The organism is Salsuginibacillus kocurii DSM 18087 (assembly GCF_000377705.1).
Taxonomy (GTDB): domain Bacteria; phylum Bacillota; class Bacilli; order Bacillales; family Marinococcaceae; genus Salsuginibacillus; species Salsuginibacillus kocurii.
On record NZ_KB898623.1, the window covers coordinates 314,093 to 338,963 of the forward strand.

Genomic DNA, 24,871 nt, shown 5'->3' on the forward strand with positions numbered 1-24,871 from the left:
GTGTTAAGCGCAGCAGCTTTAGCTGTGTACGTGCATTCCTCTGATCTTCTCAAACGTAATTTCATTTCTCTCCCCAGATATGTACGCATAGAGCAAATCGTTTCTGGATTCTACCTGTATTTTGTTACCTGCTTCCGGTGCTAAATAAATTGTATCATGAATCATCAATTGTGCTGGTTCCATAACAGCTGCTGCTACGACAGCATCTCTCCGCCCATTCACTCCAGCTTTTGCATTTCCTTGGAGCGTACCTAACACATATATACTTCCTGTGGCTTCCACCGTGCCGCCAGGATTCACATCTCCTATGACTAAAAGGTCACCTCGCGCCTGCAGGACTTGGCCTGAGCGTACAAGCCTGGCCATCCCTGTAAACTGAGCTTCTTCCTGCGCCTCTTTCGCTTCTTGCCAGGTCGTAACCTCACTTAATACATTAGCTACATGAATGCCTTCATGACGTTCAATCAGCTCAATGAGTGATTCTTTTTCCTCGCGATGAACATAGCGATACCCAAGGTCTACATTGACGTGAACATCAGGTCCATCTCCTGTAGGCATATGTTCTTCTGTCATTTTTTCTTCTAATTCCTTCATTAGTTCCTGAAGGCTGCACCGATCATCGAGATGTACTGTCAGGCCGGCTTTTGTTCCTTTGATTGTTACTAACTGCTTTGATTGGTCCGTGCGCATCGACCTCACCTCACCGGCACAAAAATCATTTCTATCTTTTGAATCAAGACTTTTACACTTCTATAAGCCGACTACTTTACTTTATTCGAGATTAAAACACATTCTCCTGCAATTTCCCTCATCTGTTTTACTCAGCTTCAAACTGAATTTGTACCTTCTCTTTGTAGTAATACTTTCATTAAATTACGGACAGGGTAAACAATAAGCAAGGCAAACCCTCCATTAATAAGGAGCGAAGGAACAAGCCTGGACTGGAAAAAAACATCCCCCTCCATCGTAGTTACCCCAACGACAGAGTAAAGCCCATATACCAGGGTTTCAAAAGCAGCAAAAGCAACAATAGCAATCACGACAATATAAAGCATGCTTTGTTTAATGACAGGTAAAGAAATTGAAAACAAATATGCAATAAACGTGCAGGTAAACATGTAAATCCCTAAAACATCTGTAAATACCACATCATATAACAAACCGAGACCAAGTCCATAAACCGCAGCAATTAAAGGGCCGCGAAAGATGCCAATCATTACTAGCAATACCATCGCCAACCTTGGTATAAATTGCAACGGCTGGTCTGGACTTACGAAGGTTTGAAACCAGATGCTCTCCACCAGAAAGAGAACGAAGACAAGAATTGGCGGTAGATAACGACTCACTGGCCTTCACCCTCTGGCAATTCGTCTTCAACCGGCTCGTCGACTCCCTCTTCGATCTCCTCAACCAAATCATCTTCTAACTCTTCTTCAATATCCTCTTCAAGTGAATCTGTCGTCCGTTCAATGACACGGACTTGTTCAATGTTATAAAAATCGGCTACAGGTTCTACGAGCGCATTCATGGTGAGACCGTATTCATCAGGCTCTACATCTTTTACTTCACCTATAGCAAGACTCCGTGGGAAGATACCGCCTAAGCCAGAAGTACTTACAAGCTGTCCTTCTTCAATTTCTGCTTCAGATTCAATCTTACGTAGTTGGAGAGCCTCATGTTCATTATTCCAGCCTTCTAGAAACGCATAAACTGGTTCATCATCGGTATGAACCATCGCGGACACCCGATTAGTCCGGTCATCATCTGATAACAATTGCACGGTCGAAGTGAATTGAGAAACATGTTGTACTTTCCCGATCAAACCTTGCGGAGTTACAACTGCCATATCCCGTTCAATTCCATGTTCACTTCCCTGATTAATTCCTATCGTTTCATTCCATTGATCAGGTGAACGATGTATAACGAGCGCTTCTCTCATAACATAATCAGATAAGCTATCCTCTGCATCAAGCATTTGTTGCAGGGTTTCATTTTCTTGTCGCAGCGTTTCTCTCTCAGAAGCAACGGAGGCGTATTCTTCTAACCGTGACTTTAATATTTGATTTTCTTCATAGACATTGCGTATATCTCTTACATCATCGACAATACCAGACACAAAATAAGCTGGACGCTGAAGGATGCTTTGTCCTACGCCAACCGTATCACGCACAAATTGTTCTGGCCAGGTAATCGTTTCTCGCTCTCTCATTGAAAAACCGACCAAGGCAACCAGGATAATAATGCCGACCATTAAGACAATTAAACGCTTATTTGAAAAAAAATGAGGCATAGCTCCCCACCTAATCCTAAATTAATTTCTTGTATTTCACTTTTTACATTGTACTAAATTTAATTGTAGTTACACAAAAGATTGCACTTAGTTTGCTGCGGTAGTTCTGCAAACAAACAAGATAAGCAGAAACCGGAAAGACTAGGCTTTCCGGGCTTTTCTTATACTTATTTAATCTATCGGTTTGATCGTGAAGTAATTCCGGCCCTTGAACGGAAAAGGTGTAGATTTTCAAGCGCTCTACCAGTACCGAGTGCTACACAGTCCAACGGTTCTTCCGCCACTAAAACGGGCATGTTTGTCTCTTCGGCCAGCACTTCATCCAATCCATGCAGCAGAGCACCTCCACCGGTAATTACAATACCTCGGTCCATGATATCTGCGGCAAGCTCTGGAGGTGTTTGTTCAAGTGTTGTCTTAACCATTTCTACGATTTGTCTAACCGTATCAGCTAAAGCAGCAGCAACCTCTTGTGCCTCAATCGTTAACGTTTTTGGAAGTCCGGTTACTAAGTCCCGTCCCCGTATCTCCATGCTTTCGACACCTTCGTAATCACCAGCTGAGCCAATTTCCACTTTCAAGGCTTCTGCCGTCCGTTCCCCAATCATCAGATTGTAGGACTTTTTAATGTATTGAATAATGGATTCATCCATTTCATCTCCAGCCACACGAATTGATTCACTTGTAACAATACCTCCAAGTGAAATAATTGCTACTTCCGTCGTGCCGCCACCAACATCAACAATCATACTTCCTGTTGGTTCCCAGACAGGCAAATCTGCCCCAATTGCTGCTGCAAATGGTTCTTCAATCGTATACGCTTCTCTTGCTCCCGCCTGTTTCGTTGCATCTTCTACCGCCCGTTTTTCAACGGCCGTAATACCAGAAGGCACACAAACCATAACATTCGGTTTACGCGTGAAAACACTGCGCGAGCGCTGGGCCTGATTGATAAAGTATTTCATCATGGTGGCCGTAGTATCAAAGTCGGCAATCACTCCATCTTTCATTGGCCGTACAGCTACAATGTTGCCTGGCGTTCGTCCTATCATGTTTTTAGCATCATTACCGACTGCTTCAATTGTATTAGAATCTGTACGCTTTGCCACTACTGACGGCTCACGCACTATTACTCCTTTTCCCTTTACGTACACAAGTGTATTTGCTGTCCCTAAATCGATCCCTAAATCTTTAGAAAAACCACCAAACATCTATGTAGCTCCCTTCATGAAACGCAATCAATGTCTATTAAGCTTCTCATCAATTATCCATACTTTTGCTTCCAACTATCAAAGATAGTGAATTCCTTCACTTGAAAAAGAAAAGATCCACCTAGCACATCGGAAAATGTGGGGAGGAAAAGTATTCGAATCATTGATGTTTCTTGCTTAGCCGCCCTTTATTATACTGAAAATAAATCTAAAAACATAGCCTTTCATAGACGTTTCACAAATTTACATCAATTGTCGCACCACTGGAAATATTTCTTTGACATTGTGGGAAATGAGGTCCAGATCATTAATTATTAAAAAGAGCATTAGGTCATATAACCAGCTTCTTTTAAACTAGTGAACGTTTTATCACCAATGATGACGTGGTCAAGAATATCGATTCCTAACAAGCGGCCGCAATCAACGAGTCTGTTCGTTACTTCAATGTCTTCACGACTAGGAGAAGGATCGCCGGAAGGGTGGTTATGCAGGCATATAAGCGAGGCAGCTGATCGACGGAGCGCTTCTTTAAAAACCTCTCTAGGATGGACAATACTGGCATTGAGGCTGCCGATGAACAGCGTTTCACGGTGGATAACTTGATTTTTGGTATCTAAACAAAGTGAAACGAAATGCTCTTGTCGTAAAAAACGCATCTCATCCATTACATAATTAGATACATCCTCTGGAGAACGAATAACATAAGGATCACTATTTTGATAGGTATGAATCCGACGGCCTAATTCAAGTGCTGCTCGAAGTTCGACTGCTTTGGCAAAGCCGATGCCTTTAATGCGCTGTAATTCTTCGAGGGTAGCCTCTTGAAACAGCTTCAAGCCGTCAAACTGAATTAACACCCGTTGTGCCAGCGTAAGAACAGATTCATTTTTGCTTCCTGTTCGGAGCAAGATCGCTAAAAGTTCTTGATTGGACAACCGCTCAGGCCCAACTTGTTGCATCCGTTCGCGCGGGCGTTCCATATCTGGCACCTCACGAAAAAGCAGAGGGTTTGGATTAGTCTTTGACATTGCTTATCCTCCAATCGACAATCAGCTGTTAAAGTGATTTTATTGCAAGCAATTTGCGATAGAGGGCGGCAATCGGCAAGCCAACGATTGAAAAATAATCTCCTTCCACACGTTCCACAAAACAAGCACCACTTCCTTGTATGCCGTATGCTCCTGCTTTATCCATTGACTCACCACTGGCAATATAGTCATCAATCTCTTGAGAGGAAAGAGGAAAAAAAGTCACCACTGCATGACCATAAAAAGTCTGAATTTGTTCTTTATCACTCCGAAGAGCCACACCCGTATATACTTCATGGGTATTTGCAGATAATGAAGCAAGCATGCGTTTCGCTTCTGGCTCATCTTTTGGTTTGCCCAAAATATGACCTAGATGTACAACTACTGTATCTGCACCAATTACAATAGAATCAGGCTCAACTTCTGACACCGCTTCAGCCTTCTGCTTTGCCAGCTGCATTACAACTTCTTGTGGAGAAAGATTAGGATCTACTTCTTCTTTGATATTTGGAATTTGAATCGAAAAGGAAAGGCCTGCTTGTTCAAGCAAGGCTTTTCGTCGAGGAGAACTGGATGCTAAAATAAGCGAATTCATGAAGGGGCCCCTTTCCAATATATGTTGCATATATTGTACTAAGTAAATCTAAGTTTACCAAATTCTTTGCCCACTGAAAAGAAAATGATGGAAACACAATTAACCACCTGAACATTTGAGCTATTCTATTAGAGTGACTAACGCTTCCATTGCTAGCTGATGTCGCTTTTTTTCATTTCCTTCCTTTTCCCATCCTGCCTTCACTTTTTCTAAACTTTCTATGATCTCATCGTTTAATTCATAAGTTTCCGCTTCACGAGCAGCTTCTTCAAAGCTATCCACAAGCGTTTCTGCTTTTCCTTCCAGTTCCTCTGAATTGGTGTTTATTGAATACTCAAGTGCTTCACTTAAAAATTGTTTAATATGTGTGCTTTCTTCATCAATAGATAATGTGAACGTCTCTGTTTTTTCAAATGTTTCAGGGAATTCTTCTAATGATAAAAGTTCACTTTCTGATTCTTCTGGAAGCATTGTCAAAAGAAGAAGGAGATGGTCTTCCGTTGGGACTACTGTACCGTAAACACCTTCAGCTTCTAGTTGTTCAAGGTGTTCGTTTGCCTTTGCTTCCGTTTCAAAGGCACCTGCTTGTTTCACATTAAATGACCATGTTGAATCTGAAGCTGCCGTTTCTTCACTTAATGTATCTTGGTCAAAAGCAAGGCTAGCAGGTTCTGTTTCTTCCGTCGCATCATTCAACCAATATAAAAAGATAAATCCGAACAATAAACCGAGGCTTACCGCCCCCATAACTAATGCAATCCAGCGTCCTAACCATAACTTTTGGTCATTCCCCGGCGGTGATTCATTCTTCTTTTTTTTTCGACTGAAGGGAAGGCCCGGGCTCCATGTTCGGTTGCCATCATCCCAATATGGACCTTGTTTTGTTTTGTATTCTTCCTGTTTGGAAGAAAAGTCAATAATTTTAGGCTCTCTGCTTTCTTCTTCAACACCTTCTTTTTCTTTCTCCATCCCTGTCTCTTCTGGTTCTTTTTTTTCTTCAAAAGAATTTTGTTTCGATTGTCCCTCATTTACCTTCATTTTTTTCCCATTCAAATGGACAGAAAACCGGTCTCTCCGTGGGCTCACGCTTGTCCCTCCCCCTGCTGCACGTCTATCAGTTAACATAAGCGTATCATAATAAATGTAAAAAAGAACAAGACATTTGTCGTCTTGTTCTAGTTCTATCTTTAATCATCTAATGGGCCTTTGCGTGAGGGGTGTTCTAGAAATTCATGTTTTAGCAGTTCTTCTTCTAAAGACTCTAGTTTAGGAGAATAAAACGTCGTAGCCTGAACGGTGATTATACCTTCCCGAACAGTGAAGGGACACGCTGCCTGTCTCTTCTAAGCCAAAAACGAAAGTGGACAAAACAGCTTGGGTATTAGGCACCTATTTTATAACCAAAGTCCTTTATACCAATCTAAAATTGACTCTCCTATGAAATAAGCGACCAGAGCACCAACAACGATAAACGGGCCAAACGGCATAGGGACGCCACGTTTTACATGACCGCTCAATAAACCAATTCCACCTATCAAAGCTCCGAGAAAGACAGATAGAAAAAAAGTAAGAAAGGTTAACTGCCATCCGGCTACAACGCCAATGACAGCAAACAATTTAATATCCCCGCCACCCATGCCGCCGCGGCTTGCCCATGCAATCGTAAATAACAGCATAAATCCAATTCCAGCCCCGAGAAGTGGTTCCCACCAGGAACCCAGGGGTGCGATGGTGAAGCGCAAACCAATAAGTGGGACAACAAAAAACAGGAGTAATTTATCAGGAATGAGCATGTACTTCAGGTCGCTGACCATGACGCCATGCAATAACAATATATAAAGAAGTGCTATAAGAAACTCTGGCTGCCAGCCAAAAGTTAACCAGGCAAATACAAAAAGTGAACCTGTGAATAGTTCCATCGTTGGATAAAGCGGGGAGATTGAGGTACAACAATAGCGACATTTCCCCTTTAAAGTGAACCAGGAAAATAACGGTATTAAATCATATGCCCGCAATGTCGTATGGCAACATGGACAACGCGAGCGGTCTAGTGTGAAAGATTCCTGTTTAGGAATACGAAGACCGACCACATTCATAAAGGAGCCGAACACAAGCCCAAGAGTAAAAAGATACAGGCCAATTCCAACAGTTATGGTCATAGTTTTTCCTTTCTTGAATGGTAGGCACCAGAGCCTAGTTTCCATACTTTCACAGATGTTATATAGGTGACTTTTAGTCTATCATAGTAATTAGAATGTACTGGGCGGGGCTGGAATGTTACAGACTGGCGGGGAGAACAATAACATAAGGAATTGTTCACACATGTTCCAGACTTCCAAACACAGACACCTTGTTCCTTCCCGCCTGTTTTGCTCCGATATACATGGCGCGATCTGCTTTTCTCAGTAAAGACAGAGGGTGATCATCATCTGGGATCGTCGTTATTAAACCGATACTAGCAGTCACTGAAACTTCCTCTACGTTGGTTGTTAAATCCGAAGCTATAGTAAACGATGTGTGAGCTATTTTTTGCCTGAGTTGTTCAGCAGTTGCTATTGCCTCACATTCATTTGTATCCTCTAAAATAACTGCAAATTCCTCTCCACCATAACGCGCGACTAACGCATGATCAGGAGATTCCTTTTGTAACAGCAGTGCTAACTCGCGTAAAATGATATTCCCTTTTTCGTGACCATAGTGGTCATTAATTGCTTTGAAATGGTCTACATCAAGTAAGAGAACCGTTAAATATTGCTTAAAAGCCCGAGCTTGCATAAATTTATTATGCAGCGCTTCTTCCAAGTACCGGTAATTGTATAGTTGTGTTAATGCACAGGTTTCACTTTCTTCTTTTACCTGTTCATAAAACCTTGCGTTGTCAATTGCTACATTTAAATAATTTGCCAAGAACTCTGCTATACTTACATGATCACTTTTGAATGCATGAGCTTCTTTGCTAGCAAGTGTAAGTACACCTCCCAGCTCACCACCTCGGTACATTGGTACACTAATGACGGCTTCACACTCCTCAAACTGCTCGGTAAGTATATTTTCTTTCCATTCACTAGCATTTGTGTATAACAGAGATTGTCTTGTTTTTAATACAGCTTCACTAATCGTGTCCCCCTCTATTAATGAACAAGGTAGATGGTTCTTGTCAAACCGGTCTGCCCAGTATATTGATAGAACATTATCTTTTACGTCATAGATTTGCAGAATATCTACCGGAAATAACTCACGTATCTTTTTCGAAAATAATTGGACAATTTGCGTTTCATATAATGATGTGCTCAGTTCATAACCTATCATGTTCACTTTTTCCAAGTAGATGCTCGTTTCGTCTGCTTGATAATAAAGCTTGAGCATTAATGCAAGAGTAAGAAAAGGCAGACCTACATAAAACAAGGCAACTGTTCCTACTTCATTAAATAAAAAGACAAGAATTAATCCAAATGGAACTTTCAACCCTGATAAAGTTAATTCCCAATAAAAGTCTTTGGTTAAATATGGAACAGGTCGATGCAGTACGAAATTTCGGAATACATAAATAAAAGAATGGTTAAAGATTGTATAAGTTGAAAAATAGATAAGCACAGGTATTAATTGCAGTGAAAGAGAGCCTTCCATAACAGGTGTTAATGAACCGCCAGCAATCCAGTACATAGCTGCTGCTGAAGTTGACGTGCATAAAAACATGACCGAATTGACTAGATAGCGATAGGATTCGCTCTTTTTCACACGTAATAAGACAAGTGAACTTAACACGGCAAGTTGGGTTACCAGAATTTCCGCAAGCAGGCCAAACTGTAAAAAGGTAGCGAGGGAGACACCTTGGAATAAGACTACGGATGAATTCTTCATCTTAATCGGAAACATGGCAACCAGAACAGCCAATACGGCAAATAACAGTACATCAACAAAATGAGCAGACAACCAGGGGGTGGGAAAATAGATAACGCCTATTAAATAACCCGCCGCACCAACTATCCAAACAGCTAATAACCACGTCATCTTATTTTCTGCCACTCCCTCCACCCCCTTTAGCTGCATGAAAAACCTTACGGCTAGCCGACTTCTAGCGTTAGTAAGTATTTGCTTGAGACCAATTCGTTGGTTTTCACTAACTCAATACTCACCCTTTTATCTGTTAATTACATAAACGTGGTTCTAACAGTAGATATAAAGTATAAAGAACCGGTAATTAATATGAGATCTGCTGGTTCGGCCTGTGCTTTTGTAGCATTAATAGCCTCAAAGACATCTTCAACCGGTTGAGCCCCTATAGTCATAGCTTTTCCCTTTACTTCTTCTGAACTCGGAGCCCGATACCCTTCAAAAGTCGTAAATTTTAGGGATGATAATGGAAAATCCATCAAAGACGCAAAGACTTGTTCCGGGTCTTTTTCACTGGTGCAACAGAGAATAAGATGGATTTGTTTATCTTTGTATTGCTGGCTAATATAAGAAGCTAAGGCATCAACCCCTTCTTTATTGTGGGCCCCGTCTAAAATGATAAGCGGATGTTCTTGCACCACCTCTAAGCGGGCAGGCCATTGGGCTCGTGTTAAACCGATTCTTATATGTTCTTCTTCAATGGGCAGCGCGTACATCATTTTTAAATAGTCAAGTGCTGCCATCGCTAACGCAGCGTTTTTTTGTTGATAGCCTCCTTTTAACCCAAGAGTTAGATCTTTTTTTGTACCAAACGGATAGATCGAGTAATACGAGAATCGTTCATTTCCCGCTTCTGCTTCTATATGAAAATCCTGGCCTAGTTCATATGTCTTGGTACGATTGTTTTTGGCTGTTTCGCGAATGAGCGTTAAAACTTCCGGATCTTCCTCTGCAGTAGCTACTGGTACCCCTGATTTAATAATGCCAGCTTTTTCGTAAGCTCTATCTATTTTTTCTTCCCCTAAAATAGCAGCATGGTCACTTCCTACATTCGTTATTAAACTAATCATTGGTGAGACGACGTTCGTACAGTCGAGGCGCCCTCCCAGTCCTGTTTCCCAAATTACAATATCCGGGAAAGCATAAGAAGCGAAGTATTTGATGGCTATCACGGTAACAAGCTCAAAAGAAGTAGGATGGCCCAGTGAAGATTCTTGCAGCTCATCTGCAAGAGGTTTAAGCTGGTTGGCTATTTCCAGGAATGCCTGTTTTGAAATGGGGTCTTTGTCTACCGCAATCCGCTCCCGAAAATCCACAATGTATGGAGAAGTGAATGTCCCGGTAACAATTCCCGCCTCGGTCAAAGAGGCCCGCATAAACTCAGCTGTAGAGCCTTTTCCGTTGGTCCCGGCAATATGTACCGATTTTAAACGCCGTTCTGGCGATCCTAACTTCGCTAATAAATGTTCCACTCGAGAAAGCCCTGGTTTTATACCAAACGGGGCTTGTTCTTCTACCCACTGTAACGCTTCTTCATACGTTTTTAATGTCATTATAATCACCTAACCTTTTTTGCTTCCTTTTTCGTTTCGTTACTACAGCTACATTGTTTCTACCTCTGTTTTTACGTAGCAGTATTGCAAAAATAAGCTGCCGCTGTATGGCGGCAGCCCTACCTACTTATGAGGATAAATCAACAAGGCGCGCAATTACTTTTTCACGCTTATCAATATAATCCCTTTCTTTGCTTCGTTCTTCTTCCACGACGTGAGCTGGGGCCTTACTTACGAACCCTTCGTTTGAAAGTTTTTTCTGAACACGCTCTACTTCTTTATCAAGCTTTTCTTTTTCTTTACGCAGGCGCTCCACCTCAGCCTCTACATCAATTAATCCTTCTAGAGGCATATAAAGCTCTGCACCACTTAATACATGAGAAACAGCTTTTTCAGGCGGGTCAATCTTCGTATCAAGGGTCAATGTTTCAGGGTAACAGAAACGGTCCAAGTAATCTTCGCCCCGCTTTAAACAAGCCAGGGTATCGTCAGTAGCTGCCTGAATTTGCAGCTTGATCGGTCGGCTTGGTGGAACTTCCATTTCTGCGCGTGTATTTCGAACTGTATGAATAACTTGTTTTAAAAGTTCCATATCCTTTACAGCTTCTTCATCTTTAAGCTCTTCAGAACTTTCTGGCCAGGCAGCTACCACGATGGAGTCTCCTTCATGTGGCAAGTGCTGCCAAATCTCTTCAGTGATAAACGGCATAAATGGATGAAGTAATCTCATCGTCCGGTCAAAAACATAAGCAAGCACAGAGCGCGTAGTCGCTTTTGCCTCCTCATCTTCTCCGTAAAGAGGGAGCTTCGCCATTTCGATATACCAGTCACAAACGTCATCCCAAATAAAGTTATACAATGTGCGGCCGACTTCGCCAAATTCATAACGGTCCATTAAGCGGGTGACATGTTCAATGGTCTCTTGCAACCGTGTTAAAATCCAGCGGTCGGCTATCGTTTTTTCTCCGGATATGTCGACTTCCTCAGGCTTAAGTCCATCCATATTCATAAGTGCAAATCGGGAAGCATTCCATATTTTATTGCCAAAATTCCAGTTTGCCTCTACTTTTTCCCAATGGAAGCGCAAATCATTGCCTGGTGTTGTGCCTGTTGCTAGTAAAAATCTAAGCGCATCGGCACCGTACTGGTCAATAACATCCATCGGGTCCACACCGTTGCCGAGAGATTTACTCATTTTACGCCCTTCTGCATCACGGACAAGTCCATGGATTAACACATCTTCAAATGGGCGTCGTTCGGTAAATTCAATTCCTTGGAAGATCATGCGTGATACCCAGAAGAAAATAATGTCGTAGCCAGTAACTAACACATTAGTTGGATAATAACGGTTAAAATCTTCAGCTCCTTCATCCGGCCAACCCATAGTAGAGAATGGCCATAACGCTGAACTAAACCATGTGTCTAACACATCATCATCTTGTTGCCAGTTTTCTTTATCCTCTGGAGCCGTGCGTCCGACATATAGCTCTCCTGTTTCTTTATGATACCAGGCCGGGATACGGTGCCCCCACCATAGCTGCCTTGAAATACACCAGTCACGAATGTTTTCCAGCCAATGCAGATAGGTCTTTTCAAAGCGGTCCGGAACAAAGTTTACGTTGTCTTCACTTTGCTGCTGCTTGATGGCCTGGTCTGCGAGTGGCTGCATATGAACAAACCATTGAGTTGAAAGGTATGGTTCTACCACTGCACCGCTTCGTTCTGAATGTCCAACTGCGTGAACGTGTTCTTCAATATTAAATAGTACTTCGTCATTTTGCAGGTCACTGACAATTTGCTTACGGCATTCAAAACGGTCAAGACCTTGGTAAGGACCAGCATTTTCATTCATGACACCACTTTCATCCAAAACGAGTACACGATCTAACTGATGACGGTTACCAAGCTCGAAATCATTAGGGTCGTGTGCCGGTGTCATTTTAACTGCACCAGAACCAAATTCCATATCTACATATTCATCAGCCACAATTTCAATTTCACGCCCAATAATCGGCAGAATCACTTTCTTTCCAACCAGATGCTGGTATCTTTCATCGTCTGGATGAACAGCAACTCCTGTGTCACCTAGCATCGTTTCTGGACGTGTGGTCGCTACTTCTATATATCCTTCTCCATCTACGAGCGGATATTTCATATGATACAGAGCGCCTTTTACTTCTTCGTATTCCACTTCAATATCAGAGAGAGCTGTTTGGGTAGCTGGATCCCAGTTAATAATGTATTCGCCTCTATAAATTAGACCTTTTTCATACAAGCGCACAAATACTTCTCGCACAGCTTCGGATAGCCCCTGGTCAAGCGTAAAACGTTCTCTCGAATAATCAAGCGAAAGACCCATTTTCCCCCATTGTTCGCGGATAAATTCAGCATACTCTTCTTTCCATTCCCACGATTTTTCAAGAAAGGTTTCACGGCCCAGATCATGTCTGGATTTCCCTCCTTCTTTTAATTTACCTTCTACCTTTGCTTGCGTTGCAATACCTGCGTGGTCCATGCCGGGAAGCCATAGTGCATCATACCCCTGCATGCGCTTCGCTCTAATTAAAATATCCTGCAATGTGACATCCCAAGCGTGCCCTAAATGAAGGCGCCCGGTTACGTTGGGCGGTGGAATGACAATCGTAAAGGGATCTTTTTCTTCTTCAGGCTTCGCCTCGAAAAAGCCATTGTTTACCCAGTAAGGATACCATTTTGCTTCAGTTTCTTTTGGGTCGTACTTTGTCGACATCGTTGTTTTCATTTCATCCATAAAGAAGCCTCCTTAATTAAATCTATCTGCTTGCCCATCCCGATAACTCGTATTTAAAAGTTAAGGTTGTTTTGAAGAGAGGGGCATTCTGTGAATTAGCTACAAGCGGATGTTTCCCCCCACAGCGTTTCAGCCACTTGATTGAGCTTCTCATATAAACTTCTTACTCTTTGCTTTGCCATTTAAGCAAGCTCACATTCTTTAGAGCGAAGGAGAAGAGCCAACACATAAAAAAACCCCTTCATCAAAGGACGAAGAGGAGTCGCGGTACCACCTTTGTTTACAGAAAAGAACTTTCTGTACACTTATCCCGATAACAGCGGGGACTGGTTTTCTCTACTTTTTTCAAGAAAACAGCTCAAAGGCGACCTTCCTCCGCACCTTATAAGAACCTTCCAGCAATTGGTTCTCTCTCTGGAATAAGAGTGGCGAAGTACTCTTCCTTTTCATAGCGTTTGCTTTATTTTCTTTATTGTACGTCGACGTTGAAGGGTTCGTCAATATTTCCCGGGTAATGATTGACTAATTTGACGGACATTCTATGAAAGGTTTGCATATATTATTATAAAGGCTTTGTTAATTTTGCTGTTGATTTTCTCTAAAAGACGCTCGCTTGCCTCGGGCATTGCTTCAGGTTCCTCGGGAAAAGAACCTTGCGGGATCTTCAGCTAATGCTATTTCCGAAGGCGTCTCGGACTTTTCTTTACAATCAACATAATTCTAATCTATCAACATTTATCCTTTAACAAAGCCATTATAAAAAGTGAAACGAGGGCCATGTTATGCGATATTTTCCTCCCCCTCCTCCTAAACCGCATTTCAAAAAACCTTATAAAAAAAAATACCGTATTCCATATTGGTTATTAAAATGGCGGCTTATTTTATTACAATGCTTACTTCCTATCATAATATTCCAGATTATACGCACACTCATCTTTCCCACCACACTAGATATTATCCTGGTCATAATCTTGATTATCGTGTGGTTCCTTCTTTATAAATAATGAAGGATGCTGCCAGTCTACTTCATGATACTTGTTTCGTTTATTACTCGTGTTCAACGAAGAAATTTTTATATAAAAACCCTCTGAACCATTACCCAGTAGGCGGTCCAGAGGGTTCATTTAATTGATGAAAGATTGTTAATAAAAGAAGTTCCTCTTCAAACTGAACACTCATCTTGCGCATCGACACATTCAGACGGTGAGAATTCTGAAGCGTTAAAAACAAAGGAACGGGAGAATAAAGAATAGAAAGAAGCAACCATTTTTCCTCTTCTAGCAAAGGCAGACGTTCTTCATAAAATTGCAGCCAAGTAATTGGATTAACTTCATAAAACAGACGTTTTTGCACAGCTGACCTGATCAATTGCGCAATGTCTTCAACAGGATGTCCAATTTTGGTTCGTTCCCAATTAATGAAATAGGTTTCTTCATTTGGGGTATATATCAAATGTTCTTCCTCGCAATATCCGTGCAAACAACCTCTGCGTGCTTTTTCTATCGAACATATCCGTTCGAACCATTTTTGATAAGCTTGTTTGCTTCGTTCCAGCGCTTTATAAAGGAACTCATAGTTTAACATATATTGCCTAGCAAGGGGACTTGGATAATAGAGACGTGAAAACTCTTCATGCTGAAACCTAAAAGTTTGTTCCCACTTCCTTATTGCCTCGGCATGATGTTTTTCATACGAAAGAAGCATGTTTTTATCGAGCGCTTTTTGGCGGGTACTATAGCGATGAAAACGGGCTAATTGATCCATCATAACAGGAAGTGGGTCCGCTGATGGACTTCCCGTACTATCCATCCAATAAGTTGCCATATAATCGTGTCCATTTATTCGAGTAATAGGGCTCCCATCTGCAGCAGCAAGTACAGACGGACCACTTTGAACTCTTTCTCTTTTTAGGATCATTAAATGTTGAAGCATTTGTTTCTGTTGAAGACGATCTGCTTTTAATCGTTTTAAAGCTATAGTAGTCCCGTTTTTTGAAATTCTACAAAGTCTGTCAGTAATTATTTCAGGTGTTTCCGTAAAGTGATACGCACGTTGGAGCGTTGGCAGGTGGTCATTGATCATGAATGGTCTTGCTTTCAGATTTTGGAATATAGAGCAGATCGCCGACTTCGACTTGTTCTTGGCGCAAACTATTCCAGCGAATCAGTTGACTGCTTGTCACATTATACCTGGTAGCAATTGTATCCAGTGACTCTTGATCCTGGACAATACATAAACGCCAACTCGTATAGTCTTCTTCACCTTCTAATGATAAAATATTAGTTAACGTGCTGGCAGTGGTCGGGCGTTCAACCTCCTCCCCACTTTCACTTTCCTCTTCGGCTGAGTAACTTTCATCTTCTACTTCCTCTGTTCGATGCTCATTTTTGGAAGTGATAGTCACATGTGTATCCTGCTCTTCTTCCTCTAAGGGCAAGTGACTAACTTTTGTTTCTTCCTCTAGCTCTTCAACACTTTCAACAACTGGCTCCTCACTTAACTCTTCGACGTCTTCTGCTTCATCAACTGCACTTCCTTCTTGTTCTGTTTCTACAACGTATTCTTCTATTTCCTGAGGCCTGTGCTCACCTGTTTGGGTAGTGTTCTCCCGTTGTGGAGAATAAGCATATAACTCACTTTCACTCTCATCTTCCTCTTCTTCTACGGAATAAGAATTAGAGGCAGGTTCATACGTGGAGTACGTAGCTTCGTCAGTTTCTGACAACCGTTCTTCCTCTTCAACCGTTTCGTCCTCCAGCTGGTTCGCTTCTTCTACTTCTTGTTCTGGCTCCCCTGGAGGCGAGTTTTCCTCTCTGTACTCATGAATGGATGCTCTATTGAATTGATCTTGTTCATACACTGGAAAAGAGCTTGCTTCGGTTGGTTCGGTCGGCTCTGCTTCTGGTTCTTCTCGCTCTTCAGTCATTCCGCTTACTGTTACATCAGCCGCTAGCTGAATACAAGTTGGGTCTGGAAGGTCATAATCAAAGCTGTCAATTTGCACATATACATCATCAATACTGTTAATGCGATGAAGTGGAATACTAATCTCGATCGGAAAATAATGCCGGATAAACCCTTCCCCACTTTGAAGAATAGACGCTTCATTGACAATTTGCGGAGGGGTAGGCGCTTCAGTGTCTCTTTTTCTTTCGTCATCTGTTACGGGTTGATAAGTTCCGCTCAGATGCAGGCCACCTTCAATACTTACTGAATCTTCGAATTCTTTGATCGTAATATCAGGTTCTAATTCCAAAGATTTTAACGCGCCAATTCGTTGTTCTTGATCAAGCCAAACTGACTCTTCCATTGTAAATGACAGGGTAGAGGTATGTTCATTTCCCATGTCATCTCCTCCTTTCCAGCTCACTTCCGCTACTCATACATTTCTACTTTATGAGAGAGCCGTCCGAGGTATGACTTTTTATTCCTTCATAAATAAAGAACCAATAAAAACTTTGAGTTTTTGCTTGGTAATACAATAGATTTCACTTACCCCATCTATAGAAATCACAGAAAAAAGTAGGGTAAAATAGAGCGTGGATTTAAAGCAAGAATTCTCTTGCTTTAAATAAAGAACATTACATAGTAGTTACTCTGGACAAAAAAGGTTGATAGCTTATGTCTTCGTTTCGCAAACGCTTAGCAAACGACCAACTGCCCGTAGCATTCTCTTTTTTCTACGGCTGGATCATCGTAGCAGTCGCCGCCTTATCCGCGTTTTTCTCAGGCCCCGGGCAAACTTATACGATTTCGGTATTTATCGACGCTTATATTGAACATTTTGATTGGTCGCGTACGATGATATCCAGTATCTATTCAGCTGCTACGCTCTTAGCCGGATTTTCTCTTTTCCTTATCGGTCGGTTAGTCGATAAAAAGGGCAGCGGTTTATGGCTGTTACAGTGGGGCTTTGCCTAGCTGCGGCTGCATTTATTAATAGTGCTGTTTTCGGACCGATTCTTATGTTTATTGGCTTTTTTATGCTGCGCCTGTTTGGCCAAGGCTCGATGACACTCGTCCCCAATACCCTGGTCCCCCAATGGTTTTCTAAATACCGGGGGCGGGCGATCAGTTTTATGACATTAGGGGTATTAATTAGTGCTGCTGCCCTTCCCCCTCTTAACTTATTTCTTATAGAAACGGGCGGCTGGCGTTTTGCCTGGCAAGTTTGGGGAATTTTACTTTTAGTAGTATTCGTCCCTTTAGCCTTTATATTTATACGCAACAAACCAGAAGATGTAGGCTTATTAGCTGATAACGAAGGAAAAGGAAAAAGTGCTGCTGAAAAGTCAGAAGCAGCTGTTTTAGCCGAGGAGAAAAAGCGAGTAGCTTCTTTTACAGTGAAAGAAGCCATGAAAACGAAATCCTTTTGGTTTGTTCTTTTTTGCGCTGCTGTACCCTCGCTTGTAAACACAGGTATCACTTTTCATTTATTTTCTATTTTAGGGGAAAAAGGAATATCAAGAACGTATATTGCATTTTTACTAAGCTTAATGCCGGTGTCAGCCTTTTTGTTCACCTTAATTTCTGGCTTCATCGTTGAACGCGTGCAAACACGGTTGCTCTTCTCTTCTCTCTTTCTTTTAAAGACGATGATAGTCATCTGGCTTATACTTACGGAATCTTTAATCGGAATTACTCTTTATGTTATTCTTTGGGGCGTGTTTGACGGAGCTACGAAATTATGTAATAACGTAATTTGGCCAAATTATTTTGGTTTAACCCATTTAGGGCAGTTACGGAGTCTAGCGACCACTTCGGTGGTGGTTGGTTCAGCCCTAGGCCCACTCCCGTTTGGCTACGCTTTTGACTTTTTTGGCAGTTATACTGAAATTTTACTCGCCACTGCTATGCTTACTCTTCTAGCCATGGTGCTTGCATTTGCTGCCAAGCCGCCACTAAAAAAGCCTCATTATTCGCTATAAATAGCTGTTGCCATATAAACTAAAGGATAGAAACGAGCCGTCGTAACTGGTCTAATTTAAAACCCCGCTCCAAAAAGTTGGAGCGGGGTTTCTGTATATTGAACGAGAGCGGCAAAACTCTTACGAAAGAACAGAGCGGAATTAGCAAAAGAGATGTAAAGTAGATCAGTGTTCCGTAACTGCTCCGTTTCTCAATTATTTAAGGGTTTTGAAGACTTCTTCTGCTGCTTCAACCGTTTGGTCAATTTCATCATCAGTATGAGCAGTAGACAAGAACATTCCTTCAAATTGCGAAGGAGCGATGGCAATACCCCGATCAAGCATTCCTCGGAAGTAACGGGCAAATAAATCAAGGTCCGAACTTCTTGCTGTCTCAAAGTCGTAGACCTCTTCGTCAGTGAAAAACAGACCAATCATAGAACCGGCTCGATTTATAGTATGCGGAATATCTTGGCGAGAAGCCGCCTCACTTAAATTATCTCCGAGCCTTTGTCCTAAGCGCTCAAATTCTTCATAATCTTTGGGTCCGACTTGCGCTAAGGTTTCGTAGCCTGCGGTCATTGCGAGTGGATTGCCTGATAGAGTTCCAGCTTGATAAATCGGACCATCCGGGGCAATCTGCGTCATAATATCTTTCTTCCCGCCATATGCGCCAACAGGCAAGCCGCCGCCAATAACTTTCCCAAGACACGTCAAATCTGGAGTCACACCATGTCTTCCTTGGGCACTATGATAACCAACTCGAAAGCCGGTCATGACCTCATCAAAAATGAGAAGACTGCCATACTGTTCTGTGATTTCCCGCACCCCTTCTAAATAACCTTCTTTAGGGTTTACCACTCCCATGTTACCAGTTATAGGCTCCATGATTACAGCGGCAATTTCATCTCCAAATTTTTGAAAAGCAAGTTGTAAACTATCTAAATCATTATAAGGAACTGTAAGTGTGTTTTCTGCCACAGACTCAGGAACCCCTGGACTGTCTGGAAGACCAAGTGTAGCTACGCCAGAACCCGCTTTGATTAGTAGCGAATCGCCATGTCCATGATAACACCCTTGCATTTTTACAATCTTATTTCTGCCTGTATAACCTCGAGCCAGGCGAAGAGCACTCATAGTAGCTTCAGTTCCTGAGTTCACCATTCGTACCACTTCAATTGAAGGAACTCGTTCAATAACGAGCTGAGCAAGCTTTGTTTCCATTTCGTGAGAAGCGCCGAAGCTTGTCCCTAAAGCAGTCATTTCCTGCAAACGATTGACGACCCGTTTTTCGGCATGGCCCACTAACAACGGTCCCCATGATAATACGTAGTCAATATATTCATTGTCATCCATATCATAAATATAAGGGCCTTTTCCCTGTTTCATATAAAGACCTTGTTCCATTCCTACCGAGGCATATGCACGAACTGGACTGCTGACCCCTCCTGGCATCAGCGGCTTTGCCTTTTCAAATTCAGCTTTAGAACGAGTAAATGAACGCTCCATTCAAAAATCCCTCCATTTAAAAACATTGGCTATGCAAATACATGCAGCTAGACTTCCGTACTATTTTCTTTATTCATTTAACCATTTCGCTACATCTTTGGCGAAATACGTAATCAATAAATCGGCGCCTGCTCTTTTCATACTAAGCAACTTTTCCATGACCACGTCTTTTTCATCAATCCAGCCATTTTGGGCAGCTGCTTTAATCATCGAATACTCCCCAGACACGTTATAAGCCACGACTGGATAGTCTGTTTTATTTTTCACTTCACGCACGATGTCCAAATAAGAAAGGGCTGGCTTTACAATAAGAAAATCTGCCCCTTCCTCTACGTCAGATGTTGCTTCACGCAGAGCTTCTGTCCGGTTGGCAGGGTCCATTTGGTACGTTTTCCGGTCACCAAAAGATGGTGCACTATGGGCAGCATCACGAAATGGTCCGTAATAAGCTGAAGAAAATTTTACTGCATAAGACATAATCGGTACATCTTCAAAGCCAGCTTCATCCAAACCTTTGCGGATGGCTGTGGTGAAGCCGTCCATCATATTCGAAGGCGCGATAACATCAGCCCCTGCTTCAGCCTGAGAGACAGCAGTTTTAACTAATAAGTCCAGTGAAGGATCATTCAAAATCTCTCCATTTTTAATGACACCGCAATGTCCATGGTCCGTATACTGACATAAACAAGTATCAGCAATAACAGTCAAGTCAGGCTGGCGTTCTTTCACCTGCCGTACTGCCTGCTGTACGATTCCATTATGCGCATACGCTTCTGAGCCATGTTCATCCTTCTCATTCGGCACACCAAACAAAATAACTGCAGGTATGTTGAGAGAGTTTAGTTCTTTCATTTCTTCATCCAAGTAATCTAGGGATACTTGATAAACACCTGGCATCGAAGCAACTTCTCGTTTAATCGAACTGCCTTCGACTACAAATACCGGATAAATAAGATCGGAAGGTGATAGAACAGTTTCTCTTACCATTTCCCGAATACCGGCTGAACGACGAAGCCGCCTGTGACGTCTGAATTGTAGTTCGCTCATTGTCTTCCACCTTTCCTGTACCATTCTTCGAGCGATAAAACCAACCCTTCAATTGTTGATTGTTCAGAAGTATGTACATCTTGGAACCCAGCCTGTAAAGCTGCTTCCTCCGTTATAGGACCGATACAAAACACTGTTAAAGACCTGGCCTGCTCTAGCATGTCTTTACCTGCTATTCCACAAAATGCGTTTACTGCGGAAGGGCTTAAAAATGTAATAACGTCTATTTCATCCAATGTAAGCGACTCTTTTAGCCTGGATTCATTTTCAGAGGCCATTACATTATTATATAGACAAATTGGGAGTACATTAAACCCAGCTTTTTGAAGTTCATCCCGCAGCACTGGCCGTGCTTGAGCGCTTTGCGGAAGCACAATCGTTTCCTCTGGAGAGATATGCTGAATCATTTTTGCTGCCAACGCTTCTGCATTATAACTAGTTGGAGCCAGTTCGACTTGAAAACCGTGCTGTTCTGCTTTTTGTGCGGTTTTCTCTCCTACCACAGCAACGTTTACGTTTATATTTTCTATAGCTGTCCCAGTCAAGTTACAAGCTTTAATCACGTACTCTACTGCATTAGCACTCGTGAAAACAAGCCATTCTGCATGTTGAAGGGCGCGTACAAAATCTCTCACTGTTTCCCGCCAAGGTTCTCTAGGCTGCAAGCGAAAAAGTGGAAGAGGCAAAGGCTCAGCTCCACGTGCTTTTAGCGGATCTGCCAAGGCCTCAACCTCCTCTTTTCTACGAGTAACCATCACCCGCAGTCCAGCAAGTGACCTAGACATTACTGATCAAGCTCACTTTTTACACGATCTAATATCTCTTTCGCTCCTCGAGACTGCAAGTTGTTTGCAAGCGAACGTCCCAATTCTTCAGGATTATTACCTACTCCACTCTCTTTTAATATTTGGCTGCCATCTGGTTCTCCAACCATCGCTTCAAGCGAGACGGCTCCGTCTTCTAAAAGTGTAGCATATCCTCCAATTGGTACCTGGCAGCCCCCTTCAATTTCGTGAAGAAAAGCACGCTCCGCTGTAACGCGGCGAGCAACGTCCTCATCATGCAAATGACTTAAAACTTCGAGCACATCTTTATCATTTTCCCTGCATTCAATGCCCAAAGCCCCTTGTCCGACAGCTGGAAGGCTCATTGTTGTATCTAAAAACTCGGTAACAATTTCTGTTGTCCATCCCATTCGTTCTAAGCCAGCCGCCGCTAAAATAATCGCATCAAAACCTTCTTCGCGAAGTTTCCGCAAGCGCGTCTCAATGTTACCTCGCACCCATTGTACTTTTAGGTCAGGCCTCGCGGCTAAAATTTGAGCAGAACGGCGCAATGAACTTGTGCCAACCACAGCACCAGCCGGCAGTTCTGAAAAAGGTACATGATCGTTAGCAATATAAGCATCTCGAGGGTCCACACGGTTCGTGATTGCTCCAATAGCAAAGCCTTCCGCCACTTCTGACGGCAAATCTTTCATGCTGTGGACCGCCATATCAATTTCACCATTTTCAAGCGCCTGTTCGATTTCTTTCACAAATAGTCCTTTCCCGCCAACTTTAGAAAGGGTTACATCAAGAATTTGGTCCCCTTTTGTAACTATTTTTTTGATTTCGAAGTGATACGGCAATTGCAAGGCATTAAGTTGCTCAATGACCCACTCCGTTTGCTTCATAGCGAGATTACTTTTACGTGTACCAATGACGATTGTCTTCATCGTCAGCCTCCTACATATATAAATTGATTGTACTTCCTCTTATTTCACAGCCTGTACTACTTATCCTAGTTAGTACCAAAAATGAAATTCTGTTAGTTCATCAGAAAGAAAATAGTTAATGAGCACTATTAAAAACGCAGCAATATTAAACAAGGCCATTCCATATCCTTGTCTAGCATTGACACCACGTTGGTATAAATATCCCCCATAAATAAGTAACACAGCGAAAGAACCGATTACTTTAGCATCCAAGAACGGTAACGTCTCAAGCTGCACCCAGGCCCAAATAAAACCAAGAATTAACCCTAGTAAAAAGGAAGGGTAAGCAACCATCGTTGATACAAAAGCGAAACGGTCTAATTTGGGCAAATGACCAAAGCGCACAAGCCGTTTTCCCCACTCTTTTTGCTTTAACATTTGACTTTGAAGAACATACATGAGCGAAAAGGCGAAGGCTACTGTAAAGCCCGCATAGCCAATTAATATCATGCTGATATGAATCACTAACAGCTCTGATACTAATAAATTCGTTAATTCGCTAGGGACGTCACCACTAGGGGCAAACAAACTGAAAGCCAGCATCGCAAAACCTACCACATTGGTGAAAAAAACTAAAAAGTCAACTCGAAAAAAATAGTTGACGACAAGTGATAACGTCACAAGCAGCCATGCATAAAAGAAAAGCCCTTCAAAGGGGGTGATAACAGGTAGACGATTGAATTCAATCGCTCGAAGGACAAAAAATGCAGTTTGTAACAACCATACAATAGAAAGCAACCAGAAGGCGAGACGGTTCACCTTCCGGTTGTTCTGAAGAAAATCAATAAAATATCCGAAGACACTCAAGCTATATAAAATAATAGTCGTTAAATAGATGGCATTTGCAGCGACAATCACCAGCTGAAAACTCCTCTCTATTAGGAGCGGATAACAACATCTTTCGCATATGCGTAAGGACTAAGGAGTGGTGCTCTTCTTCCTTCTTCTTGTCCACTACGCTCCTTCTGGTCTATTTCATCAGCCTTTAACTTGGCGGCTTCCGCCATTTTTGCGGTCTCGACTTCTTCTTCTAGGCCAAAAATCTCAGTAAACAAAGCTAATGATTCATCTGCATCTTCTTCCCCGGACATTTCTTTAGCCCGAGTCACCGGTTCACGCAGCAACTGGTTCACAATGCTTTTTGTATGCTTTCGCAATACTTTCTTTTCACGTTCGCCCAGCTCTGGCAGTTTTCTTTCAATACTTTCCATTGTTTCAGCCTGAATAGCAAGAGCCTTTGAACGAAGAGCAGAAATTACAGGAACCACTCCAAGTGTATGGACCCATTCTTTGAATGTGGCCAGTTCTGTCTCCAGCATTTCTTCAATGACCTGAGCTTCGCGCGTACGCTCAGCTACATTGGACTGCACAATTCCTTCAAGGTCATCAATATCGTACATATATACGTTCTCCAGCGAAGCCAATTCAGGATCAAGGTCCCGCGGCAATGCTATATCCAACATAAAAAGAGGGCGCCCTTTTCGTTTTTTCAGAATGCTCTCCATCATGCCTTTACTAATCACATATGATTGCGAGCCAGTTGATGAAATGACTACATCAGCCTCGGCTAGTACCTGTTCCAGCTCGTCCATCACGCGGGCTTTACCGAGAAAGCGTTCCGCCAGTTCCTGAGCCCTGGAATACGTGCGGTTTAACACAGAAATATCCGGTGCCCCGTTTGCGTGCAGGTGCTTGGCTGTCAACTCGCTCATCTTCCCCGCTCCAAGAACGGCCACTTGTTTCCCTTTGAAATCGCCAAATATTGTTTTGCCCAGCTCAACGGCAGCATAGCTGACCGACACAGCATTTTCGTTAATGGCTGTTTCTGAATGGGCACGCTTTGCAAACGTCACAGCCTGTTTAAATAGTTCATTAAAAATGGTACCAGTTGTACCTTCCTCTTGCGCATTAAAAAAACTGTCTTTTACTTGTCCGAGAATTTGAGTTTCACCCACTACCATAGAGTCTAATCCAGTTGTAACTCTAAGCAAGTGACGAATAGCTTCATCATTTTCCTTAATCGTGAGTGTATGTTCAAAATCCTCGACTGGGCGTCTGGACCAGTGAGACAAGAACTTTTTTGTGAAATGGCGGCCTGTATGGAGCTGGTCAACTACTGCATAGATTTCCGTGCGGTTACACGTAGAAAGAATCACGCATTCCAGCACACTTTTCATATTGCGTAATTGATCCAATGCTTGCGGCAGTTCGTCCTCTGAAAAGGCAAACTGTTCACGAATATCTATTGGTGCTGTCTTATAATCCAGCCCTGCGACGAGGATATGCATAGTACTCATTCACCCCCTAGTAG

General features: G+C 42.4%; 21 protein-coding genes and 1 other annotated feature. Of the genes, 2 read left to right on the forward strand and 19 right to left on the reverse strand.

The features are described 5' to 3' along the window. Positions 1 to 18: 18 nt before the first annotated feature. The 13 genes from minC to D469_RS0101695 form a co-directional block, all read right to left on the reverse strand. Positions 19 to 690, reverse strand: a complete 672-nt coding sequence (gene minC / locus D469_RS0101635; protein ID WP_018921615.1) for a septum site-determining protein MinC — start codon at positions 688 to 690, stop codon at positions 19 to 21. Positions 691 to 827: 137 nt separating this feature from the next. Then, positions 828 to 1,346 carry a rod shape-determining protein MreD gene (mreD, locus tag D469_RS0101640; protein WP_018921616.1) on the reverse strand — a complete coding sequence of 173 codons (519 nt, stop codon included), beginning with the start codon at positions 1,344 to 1,346 and terminating at the stop codon, positions 828 to 830. After that, a complete protein-coding gene (gene mreC, locus D469_RS0101645; protein ID WP_018921617.1) occupies positions 1,343 to 2,290 on the reverse strand; it encodes a rod shape-determining protein MreC in 948 nt (315 codons plus the stop codon). Before mreC ends, mreD begins: the two co-directional genes overlap by 4 nt. Before the next feature lie 176 nt (positions 2,291 to 2,466). After that, entirely contained in the window at positions 2,467 to 3,501 is a 1,035-nt protein-coding gene (locus D469_RS0101650) for a rod shape-determining protein (protein WP_018921618.1), read from the reverse strand. Between the two features lie 326 nt (positions 3,502 to 3,827). Further along, on the reverse strand, positions 3,828 to 4,529 hold the full coding sequence (gene radC / locus D469_RS0101655) for a RadC family protein (RefSeq protein ID WP_018921619.1): 702 nt from the start codon (positions 4,527 to 4,529) through the stop codon (positions 3,828 to 3,830). 28 nt (positions 4,530 to 4,557) lie between these two features. Then, positions 4,558 to 5,124 carry a Maf family protein gene (locus D469_RS0101660; protein WP_018921620.1) on the reverse strand — a complete coding sequence of 189 codons (567 nt, stop codon included), beginning with the start codon at positions 5,122 to 5,124 and terminating at the stop codon, positions 4,558 to 4,560. A gap of 120 nt (positions 5,125 to 5,244) precedes the next feature. After that, the gene (locus D469_RS0101665) at positions 5,245 to 6,210 is read right to left on the reverse strand and encodes a hypothetical protein (RefSeq protein ID WP_018921621.1); all 966 of its coding nucleotides are present in this window, start codon (positions 6,208 to 6,210) and stop codon (positions 5,245 to 5,247) included. A 308-nt stretch (positions 6,211 to 6,518) separates the two neighbouring features. After that, a complete protein-coding gene (locus D469_RS0101670) occupies positions 6,519 to 7,283 on the reverse strand; it encodes a prepilin peptidase (protein WP_018921622.1) in 765 nt (254 codons plus the stop codon). A 157-nt stretch (positions 7,284 to 7,440) separates the two neighbouring features. Further along, positions 7,441 to 9,150 (reverse strand): sensor domain-containing diguanylate cyclase, encoded by a 1,710-nt coding sequence (locus tag D469_RS0101675; protein WP_018921623.1) that lies wholly within the window; start codon positions 9,148 to 9,150, stop codon positions 7,441 to 7,443. A 125-nt stretch (positions 9,151 to 9,275) separates the two neighbouring features. Then, positions 9,276 to 10,571: a bifunctional folylpolyglutamate synthase/dihydrofolate synthase gene (locus tag D469_RS0101680; protein ID WP_018921624.1), complete on the reverse strand. Its 1,296-nt coding sequence runs from the start codon at positions 10,569 to 10,571 to the stop codon at positions 9,276 to 9,278. Positions 10,572 to 10,698: 127 nt separating this feature from the next. After that, complete coding sequence (locus tag D469_RS0101685) at positions 10,699 to 13,341, reverse strand: valine--tRNA ligase (protein ID WP_018921625.1); 2,643 nt, start codon at positions 13,339 to 13,341, stop codon at positions 10,699 to 10,701. 244 nt (positions 13,342 to 13,585) lie between these two features. Beyond that, positions 13,586 to 13,800 (reverse strand) — a binding site (T-box leader). A 636-nt stretch (positions 13,801 to 14,436) separates the two neighbouring features. Further along, on the reverse strand, positions 14,437 to 15,423 hold the full coding sequence (locus tag D469_RS0101690; protein ID WP_018921626.1) for a protein kinase family protein: 987 nt from the start codon (positions 15,421 to 15,423) through the stop codon (positions 14,437 to 14,439). Beyond that, positions 15,413 to 16,687: a LysM peptidoglycan-binding domain-containing protein gene (locus D469_RS0101695; RefSeq protein WP_018921627.1), complete on the reverse strand. Its 1,275-nt coding sequence runs from the start codon at positions 16,685 to 16,687 to the stop codon at positions 15,413 to 15,415. Before D469_RS0101695 ends, D469_RS0101690 begins: the two co-directional genes overlap by 11 nt. Positions 16,688 to 16,962: 275 nt before the next feature. On the opposite strand from D469_RS0101695, the gene D469_RS22495 reads away from it, so the two are divergent. Beyond that, positions 16,963 to 17,262 (forward strand): hypothetical protein, encoded by a 300-nt coding sequence (locus D469_RS22495; RefSeq protein ID WP_051081156.1) that lies wholly within the window; start codon positions 16,963 to 16,965, stop codon positions 17,260 to 17,262. Then, complete coding sequence (locus D469_RS19415) at positions 17,235 to 18,269, forward strand: MFS transporter (RefSeq protein WP_051081157.1); 1,035 nt, start codon at positions 17,235 to 17,237, stop codon at positions 18,267 to 18,269. Before D469_RS22495 ends, D469_RS19415 begins: the two co-directional genes overlap by 28 nt. 195 nt (positions 18,270 to 18,464) lie before the next feature. Here the strand turns inward: D469_RS19415 and hemL are convergent, their stop codons facing one another. From hemL to hemA, 6 genes are all read right to left on the reverse strand, one after another. Beyond that, positions 18,465 to 19,757 (reverse strand): glutamate-1-semialdehyde 2,1-aminomutase, encoded by a 1,293-nt coding sequence (gene hemL / locus D469_RS0101705; RefSeq protein WP_018921628.1) that lies wholly within the window; start codon positions 19,755 to 19,757, stop codon positions 18,465 to 18,467. 69 nt (positions 19,758 to 19,826) lie between these two features. Further along, positions 19,827 to 20,804: a porphobilinogen synthase gene (hemB, locus tag D469_RS0101710; RefSeq protein WP_018921629.1), complete on the reverse strand. Its 978-nt coding sequence runs from the start codon at positions 20,802 to 20,804 to the stop codon at positions 19,827 to 19,829. After that, positions 20,801 to 21,526 carry a uroporphyrinogen-III synthase gene (locus D469_RS0101715; RefSeq protein ID WP_018921630.1) on the reverse strand — a complete coding sequence of 242 codons (726 nt, stop codon included), beginning with the start codon at positions 21,524 to 21,526 and terminating at the stop codon, positions 20,801 to 20,803. The genes hemB and D469_RS0101715 overlap by 4 nt, the downstream gene beginning before the upstream one ends. Before the next feature lie 62 nt (positions 21,527 to 21,588). Then, positions 21,589 to 22,521 carry a hydroxymethylbilane synthase gene (hemC, locus tag D469_RS0101720; RefSeq protein WP_018921631.1) on the reverse strand — a complete coding sequence of 311 codons (933 nt, stop codon included), beginning with the start codon at positions 22,519 to 22,521 and terminating at the stop codon, positions 21,589 to 21,591. Between the two features lie 69 nt (positions 22,522 to 22,590). Beyond that, a complete protein-coding gene (locus D469_RS0101725) occupies positions 22,591 to 23,418 on the reverse strand; it encodes a cytochrome c biogenesis protein CcsA (protein WP_018921632.1) in 828 nt (275 codons plus the stop codon). Between the two features lie 20 nt (positions 23,419 to 23,438). Then, the gene (hemA, locus tag D469_RS0101730; protein WP_018921633.1) at positions 23,439 to 24,848 is read right to left on the reverse strand and encodes a glutamyl-tRNA reductase; all 1,410 of its coding nucleotides are present in this window, start codon (positions 24,846 to 24,848) and stop codon (positions 23,439 to 23,441) included. Between the last annotated feature and the right edge of the window lie 23 nt (positions 24,849 to 24,871).